Origin of the sequence: Asticcacaulis sp. (genome assembly GCF_027484505.1) — a bacterium.
GTDB lineage: Bacteria > Pseudomonadota > Alphaproteobacteria > Caulobacterales > Caulobacteraceae > Asticcacaulis.
In genome coordinates this window covers 1-7,197 of the sequence record NZ_JAIXSV010000068.1, presented here as the reverse complement: position 1 = coordinate 7,197, position 7,197 = coordinate 1, and the positions used below count along the sequence as shown (strand labels likewise).

General features: G+C 62.0%; 10 protein-coding genes and 1 tRNA gene. 2 read left to right on the top strand and 9 right to left on the bottom strand.

Going from position 1 to position 7,197, the window contains the following annotated elements:
* The first annotated feature begins 21 nt into the window (after nt 1-21).
* Nucleotides 22-112 (top strand) — tRNA-Ser (locus Q0072_RS04040).
* Nucleotides 113-178: 66 nt separating this feature from the next.
* On the opposite strand, the gene Q0072_RS04035 is transcribed toward Q0072_RS04040, so the two are convergent.
* From Q0072_RS04035 to Q0072_RS04000, 8 genes are read right to left on the bottom strand one after another with little or no spacing between them, the layout of a single operon-like run.
* Complete coding sequence (locus Q0072_RS04035) at nt 179-1,222, bottom strand: tyrosine-type recombinase/integrase (RefSeq protein WP_298326090.1); 1,044 nt, start codon at nt 1,220-1,222, stop codon at nt 179-181.
* On the bottom strand, nt 1,219-1,461 hold the full coding sequence (locus tag Q0072_RS04030) for an XRE family transcriptional regulator (protein ID WP_298326087.1): 243 nt from the start codon (nt 1,459-1,461) through the stop codon (nt 1,219-1,221). The genes Q0072_RS04035 and Q0072_RS04030 overlap by 4 nt, the downstream gene beginning before the upstream one ends.
* 3 nt (nt 1,462-1,464) lie before the next feature.
* Nucleotides 1,465-2,658, bottom strand: a complete 1,194-nt coding sequence (locus Q0072_RS04025) for a phage portal protein (RefSeq protein ID WP_298326084.1) — start codon at nt 2,656-2,658, stop codon at nt 1,465-1,467.
* Nucleotides 2,655-3,164: an HK97 family phage prohead protease gene (locus Q0072_RS04020; protein WP_298326081.1), complete on the bottom strand. Its 510-nt coding sequence runs from the start codon at nt 3,162-3,164 to the stop codon at nt 2,655-2,657. The genes Q0072_RS04025 and Q0072_RS04020 overlap by 4 nt, the downstream gene beginning before the upstream one ends.
* 17 nt (nt 3,165-3,181) lie before the next feature.
* Entirely contained in the window at nt 3,182-4,486 is a 1,305-nt protein-coding gene (locus Q0072_RS04015; protein WP_298326077.1) for a phage major capsid protein, read from the bottom strand.
* A 38-nt stretch (nt 4,487-4,524) separates the two neighbouring features.
* Nucleotides 4,525-5,235 (bottom strand): hypothetical protein, encoded by a 711-nt coding sequence (locus Q0072_RS04010; protein ID WP_298326074.1) that lies wholly within the window; start codon nt 5,233-5,235, stop codon nt 4,525-4,527.
* Nucleotides 5,236-5,679: a hypothetical protein gene (locus Q0072_RS04005; RefSeq protein ID WP_298326071.1), complete on the bottom strand. Its 444-nt coding sequence runs from the start codon at nt 5,677-5,679 to the stop codon at nt 5,236-5,238.
* Entirely contained in the window at nt 5,673-5,894 is a 222-nt protein-coding gene (locus tag Q0072_RS04000; RefSeq protein ID WP_298326069.1) for a hypothetical protein, read from the bottom strand. Before Q0072_RS04000 ends, Q0072_RS04005 begins: the two co-directional genes overlap by 7 nt.
* A gap of 377 nt (nt 5,895-6,271) precedes the next feature.
* Between Q0072_RS04000 and Q0072_RS03995 the strand changes: the two genes are divergently transcribed.
* Nucleotides 6,272-6,610 carry a hypothetical protein gene (locus Q0072_RS03995; RefSeq protein WP_298326065.1) on the top strand — a complete coding sequence of 113 codons (339 nt, stop codon included), beginning with the start codon at nt 6,272-6,274 and terminating at the stop codon, nt 6,608-6,610.
* A 1-nt stretch (nt 6,611) separates the two neighbouring features.
* On the opposite strand, the gene Q0072_RS03990 is transcribed toward Q0072_RS03995, so the two are convergent.
* The coding region (locus tag Q0072_RS03990; RefSeq protein ID WP_298326062.1) for a terminase TerL endonuclease subunit at nt 6,612-7,197 on the bottom strand (586 nt) is incomplete at its 5' end.

Below are 7,197 nucleotides of genomic sequence, written 5' to 3'. Positions count from 1 at the left end.
TGTTCCGCGCCCATCCAGTGCGGAGGGGTGGCCGAGTGGTTGAAGGCGCTCGCCTGGAAAGCGGGTATACGTCAAAAGCGTATCGTGAGTTCGAATCTCATCCCCTCCGCCATTTTCCCGATAAGGGAATTGATAAATCATCTCTTTTCCCCTGTTTGTGGCTAACGGTTTTGACCGGTTAGCCATTGGGTGTTCCGCGTTTGGTCCCGATGGACGCGATTGCGGCCTCTGCCAACTGATCCCGGTTCGCTTCCTTGGTGTAGCGCTCCACCTCTTTCAGGGTGGTATGGCCGGTCACCGACGCGATTTCGTGCGGCGTGCATCCGGCTTCCGCCAAGCGCCGCGCAACAGCCTTCCGCAGACCGTGGGCGCTCAAATCATTTGACAGGCCGGCATCCTTGCAGGTTTCCCGAAACCAGTTCCCGAAGCTCTCAGGTGTGAAGGGCTTCCCGTAGCGGGTGGACAGGAACGCCAGCCTGTCGCGCGGCAAGGTGGACAGGATGGCCGATAGTTCCTTGTGGATGGGGATCGACACCCGCCCGCCCGTCTTCTGCTGGCGGAACACCAGCCGGTCACCCTGGATATGCTGCCAACCCAGCTTGACCACGTCCGACCGGCGGGCACCCGTGTAGAGCAACAGGGCGAACGCCAGCCGTTCCCGCTTACCGACTGCGTGGAACGCCTCATAACGGGCGATGTCATCCTCTGACCAGGTGGCAAAGCCGCCCGTCTTGCGGCGCACCGGGCGAACCCCCTGGGTGGGGTCAGTCTTGATCCAGTCTCGTTCCAGGGCGTGCCGCATCAACAGCTTGAGCATGCGCAACAGGTTGTTTGCAGCGGCGGGCGTGTCGCTCTTGTCATCCATGAAGCCGCGCACATGGCGGGCCTCCAGCTTGGCAACCGGCTTGTGTCCATGCTTGTCGCGGAAGTTCTCAATGATCCCGCTATAGGTCGCCTTAGTCGATTCGCTCAACCGGGTGAAATCGGCGCTGCGGTAGTAGGCTTCACAGAGGGCGGAAAGGCTGCCCGGCGGTGGGGCCTTCACGGATGGCTGTTTCTCCCCTTCACCCGCCAATGCGGCATTGTAGGCTTTCAGGAAGGCCGGAGAACCGACAGGGCCGGGCAGGACAACGCGCTTCTCCCCCTTGCGGCGGAAGTAGATGCGTTCCTTGCCGCGACAGTCCTTGTAGCGATGGATGAAGTGCAGTCGGATGGTTGTCATGCGACTTCATCCCAGGGGTTGGCGTCGTCATCTTCGTCACCGGGCAGCGCCGCGAAGGCGCGCTCCAGCTGGCGGCGATCCCAGACGCGGCGACCGTCGATCCGCTTTGGCCCCGGCATGCGCCCATCCCGCACCATCGCATCGAACTTGCTCGGTGAAATGCCGATGAACGATGCCGCCGCTTCACGGCACAGGCCGATGGGGGGCAGGTTCTGCGGAAGGGCGGCATGCTTGACCATGGGTCAGACCTCCACCACGGGGTCCGCCGGCTTGGGGCTGGCGGGGTCCAGGTTGTCGCCATCGGGAAGCGGGTTATAGCCCTCCTCCTCCCTGACCTCATTCCGGGTCAGGACGCGGTTTTTCAGGGCGATTTCATGGGAACGCCACCGGCTTTCCGGGTCACCACGCAGGAAGCCCGCCAGATCAAGCGACAGCTCGCGGGGTTCGGCCTGGGTGAAGACGGTACGGTTGAACTCCGTCTCGATCTTGCGGATCCAGCCGTTAAGGGTGTGCTGGGCAAACCAGCGGCCTGCCGTTTCGGAATTGGTGAAGGTGCTGTTATCCCAGATACCGACGATGGGCGGCGGGATGTTGAAGATGCGCGCCAGCTCCTCGGTGGTGAAGCGCCGGCTTGCCAGCATCTCGGCATCTTCCGGGCTGATACCGGTCTGGGTCCATTTCAATCCCCCGGACAGGATCAGAACCCGGCCCGCCTTATGGCTGCCCGAAAAGCCCTGTTCAAAGGTGGCGCGAAGTTGCTGGTTCTGTTCTGGCGACAGCTTTGTTTCCGATGACAGAAGCCCGCTGGGGTTGGCGCCGTTGCGATAGATGGCGTCGGAAAATTCCTGGATTGTCAGCCCGGCGGAAACCGTGGCGGCGGCCCGCTGCAAGCGGCTGCGGCCAAGCAAGCCGTCGTCGCTGCGGTCTTTCAGGTGGATAACTTCCCCCTGCAACAGGCGGCGCATGCGCCCCTGTCCGCCATAGATGGACGTGATCTCGGTCACGTCATAGGCCAGCCGCCCACTGGGCAGCAGCTGCACCGACACCCACTCCCAGGGGATGGGGCGCAGCTCCACCAGCCGGCCAGCACGATCCCAGACCATTTCAGCCAGGCCATTGCCGCGCAACAGGGTGGAGGCGACCAGCCATTCAACGAAGTCAGGCCACGTCTGCCACGCGTTCGGCCCGCGCCGGATCAGGTCCGCGACGGGGTGGCCGTCGTCAATCTCCCGCCCCTTGCCCACCCGGCGATAGATATAGGCGGGCAGGCTGGCGATGCCGCCGGCGATGGCCCCGACACAGGCCAGCACCACGGAAAGCCCTTCTGCCGTGCGCGGATTGACCAGGATGCCGGTGGCCGTGTTCATGCCGGATAGGGCGGACCATGACGGGTCATGGCTCCGCGTTTCGGGTTCTGTGACTTCCGGGGCGTTCATCGGCACGTCTCCAGGAACAGAAGAAGGGCGGACAGGTGCGGCTTGGCGGCGCGGGCCTGGACGCTGGTGCCGTCATAGGCGGGGAAGGCGGTGACGACGGACACCTCCAGCAGCTGGACGCTGCGCAGCTCCCGCCGCTTGCCGGTCCAGTGCTGGCCGTCCGGCAAGGCGCGGAAGCCGAAGGACATGCCGCCAAGGTCGCCACGGTCGGCCAGGGCCAGCACGTCGCGGCCTGCCTGGGTGTCGGGCACGTCCAGGCTGAACGACAGCCCGCGCGCATCCTCTGACAGGCGAAGGGTGCCGGACCGCGTGCGGGCCAGCACCTTGGTTGCGTCATGATCGACCAGGGCCAGGATGTCGCCACCGCCGGCCAGACTGGCACGGAAGGCACCCGGACGGATGACTTCGGTGAAGTCACCAATCCGGGCTTCCGTGCCAAACGTGGCCGCATAGCCTTCCAGACGGCGGCCCACGGCGCGCAGTTCGGCGGCGATGCGGCGTTCCATCTTGGCCCCGCCCGTCATCACTGGGTATCCACGGTCTGGCAGGCGACGAAGGACTCGGCGTGCCGGACCGCGATATCCATGGTCAGCATGCCGCGCACCGACACGTTGCCCTTGGCATAGGCGGTTGCCTCGAACGGGTTGACCAGAAGGTCAAAGGCGGACCAGTAACCCAGCAGCAGATCGGACCAGTTCCCGAAAATCAGGGCGCTGCGGTTCAAAGTGGCGGGGCTGCCCCCATCCGTCAGATTGGACGGGACCAGATTGGACGCGGCCAGCCGGTAATCGGCAAGGTCGGTGCGGCTGGTCATGATGTACCCGGCCCCGGCATCGCCGCTTTCTTTCAGGGTGGAACGGCACTTGCGGACCACCTTGGGGTTCGTGGCCCAGCCCAGGGAACCGGTATCGGCGTTCGCCACCTCCACCTTTTCGATGAACTCCAGGACCTTGGCCCAGGTCGGGGCCGTCATGGTCACCGACCCGATGCCGGACGTGGCCAGAACACCCGTGGGTTCGTTGCTGCCACCGCCCTTGATGGCCACCCGGTCCACCGCTTCGGCCAGCACGGCGGCGAAGTCATCGCGTACCAGCGCCTCGATATCCGGGCTGGATTGCAGCAGCATGTTGCGGCTGAACTCCGTCAGGCAACCGGCATGCTTGGGCGTCATGCTGACCTTGCCGAACCCCAGGTCAGAGGTGGACAGACCGCTATTCTCCGCCACCCATCCCGCCGTGGCGGACTGTTTCAAGCGGGGGACATCGACATTGCCCGTCAGGCCGGACAGGACACGGGCACCCAGGCCGCGAACGATCAGCTTCGACCGCAGAATGTCGATGAACTGCCCGCCCATATGGTCGGTGGCGATCAGGTTGCCGCCCACGGAACCGCTGGGGGCGGTGGTGGTCATGACACGCTGTTCCGCCGGGGCCATGAACACCGACAGGGGCACGGCCATGCCCTGGAACTTCTGCCCGGACCGGCGGGCCAGTTCCTGCGACAGCTCTCGTTCCCGCCCACAATCCACATCCAGGCCGGGCACCTGGGACGCGATGGCGCGCACCAGGCTGAAACTGCGCAGGGCGGTGTCGAACTGTTCGTCACCGGACCCGGTCAGGGGCTGGCCGGCGGCGCGGCGGTCGGCGTCGTCAATGAAGCTCTGACGCTGGATACGATCCTCCAGCGTCGTGACTTCCGTTTTCAGCGTCTCGAACCGGGTCCGCTGTTCCTCGGACAGGTCACCCGCCTGCCCGGCGGGTGCTTCCGTGATCTTGCGCAACTCGGCAATCGTGCGAGTGCGCTTTTCCTGCAATTCACGAAGGGACATGAGAATTCCTTTCACTGGCCAATGGTGACCACGGGCATTCAGGAAGCGGAAGCGTCGCTGATTGTATCGTGCGCGATACGGCGAACCGCGTTGCCGCCGATCACCGCACTGACGGACAAGGTCCCGTCAGCACTTGCGATATGGTCGCTAGCTGTTTCCTGCCGTGCAAAATGCGTGACCCGCTCGCCCTTATCGCTACGGAACTTGATCCAGGCCCGACGAAGGTTCCTGTTCACGCCAATCTCAATGACCTTATCGGCGTAGTCCGGGTTTTCCAGAATGGAGCTGACCGCGTCGCCGAACAACGACCGGCCTGTGAGTTCACAGGCGATAAGGGAAAGCTCGGAGGTGTCGTAGCTCGCCAAAACGCTGCAGACGGTGACCGCGTGCCAATACTCCCAGACGCGGCTGGCAATATCACGACGGGTGCCATCGATCATCGCAGCGATCATGAAGAACGTGACTGTAAAGTCCGTTGCATCAACTCCACCACCCGGACCGCTGCGGACTTCACCAACCGCACTCGTGAAGTTCGGATCCAGCTTCAACGCCCGCTGCAACTCATAGGCATCAGCAGCCGTCATGGCGAAGACCCTTTCTGCATGTTTATGATTGAATTCCCGCAACTTCATCGCTCTATCCCCTTGCCACTGCCCATATTGGGACATTTCCAAGATATGTTGGATTTCTCCCGACATTGCGGCGAATGTCAAGCGGCATATTGGGAAATTTCCAATATTGATCACCACTCACGCGCCTGCCGGGAGCCTGCCCGATTGGCGAAGGCCCCATTGGGCGATGGTCCAGAGGAAGCGGTTGGTGTCGTCAAGAACGGGGTCAATGGGGCGGCTGTAGCCATTCCATTCGTGCAACCATTGGCGATGATCCGAAGTCAGCTCCGACTTGCGGATGGCGGCCAGTGCCAGGACGGCAATCCCCGCCGGCCCGGTGGGTGCGGCGGACAGAAGGGCGTCGAGGTTCCGTTCGTTCTCCTCGTAAATCGCCTCGCAGTGACGGTCTTCCTCCTCGGGCGTCATGCCGGGATGGTCGCCGTTCATTTCGCGCGCCAGCGCGGTGAAACGGTCGTACAGCGCGACAAGGGCGGTGTCGGGGTCCGGGGGTGTCAGGGCAGCGACGGGGGCGACCAGGGCGGCGCTGGCGACGGCGGAAAGGGCATGGCGGCGGGTCAGCATGTGGCTTCCTCCTCCCCGAAATCGCAGGGGTCATGCTCCCTGTCGTCGCTTTCTTCGTCGTCGGCATCAGGTTCGCTGTCCGGGTCACCGTCCAGGGCGTCCAGATGGGCGATCAGGGCCTCTATCGCGGCCTCGATTTCCGGCCGGCTGGAGTGGGCCAGAAGGCGGGCGATGGGCAGCGGGGGCGGAGTCGTGCTATAGGCGGCAACAGCCATTCCGGGCCTCCTTATCAGGTCGGGTGTGGTTAGACCGGGTGAGCGGGGTAGGAGCCGCTCACCCGGTCGCTTGTCTCAAAGTATGAGCACTGCTACGATATTCAATATAACTAACTTAGACAACAACAATCGTAGCGACGCTCCGAAATGACACCCATCCAACTCGATATGGCACTCGCTGCGGCGAAATGGGGCGTCCGTGACCTCTCATCGGCAGCTGGCGTGTCCATGGATACAATTGCTCGATTTAAGCGGGGAGAGCGTGTTAAGGATAGTACCGTCTTATCTATGAAAACTGCTTTGGAGGCTGTTGGAATTGAGTTCATTCCAGAAGACAGCTGCGGAGTAGGTGTTCGATTGAAGAGGAAGTAGAAAATATGGAAAATGAAGAAGCAATAGAAAGCTGGATCGATTTGGGTATAATGAAAGAAGTTGCCAAGGGAAAATTAAATAAACCCGAAGCAAACGCCAATTTTTACAAATTGTATGTACGGCATTATAAGGAACACGGCAGAGATATAACTCATTATTTCATAGAAAAATACATCGATGAATTATATAAAAATAAAATTAAGCCTGCATACGATTATGGAATTGATATGTACAGAACAAATCGACCACATCACGCGCGGCGCGTTGAAGAAATCACAGGGTATGTTGACCCCCAATACCGAGCAGCTGACGGTACATTTATTGATAAATTTATCTACTTGTAGGCTAAAAAAACAGCACCTCAATTCCCGGCTCTGCCTGTTCCGGTTCCCGGCTATACAGCCCCACGGCCATAACCAGGGCCACCAAGCCATCAACGCGGGCGGTGGCCTTGTCCTTGGCGACCTTGCGCGCGCCCGCCGGGTCCAGCTGGATAGCGGCGTTGGCGACATTCCAGGTCAGGACCGGGTTGCCGCCATGACGCAGGGCACCCGACAGGATGGCGGTTTCCAGGGCGTCCACCGCCGGCCCCATGTCCTTAAACCCCTGTCCCCAGCCCACCAGGGGCAGGTCGATCCCTTCATCCTCCAGGATGCGTTTCAGATCCTCAATCCGCCACCGGTCATAGGCGATGCCGCGCACGTCGAAGGCGGCGACGATTTCGGCCAGCCGGAAGGCGATTGCGCGCTTATCGATTGCGCGGCCTGCGGTGGCCTCCAGATGGCCTTGGTCCCGCCACAGCTGGTACGGCACCCGGTCACCATGTTCCCTGTCCTCCAGCCCGTCCGCCGGAAGCCAGAAAAAGGACAGAATATCCAGGCCGCCGCCATCATCGGGGAAAACCAGCTGCAGGCTGGTCAGGTCGCGGGTG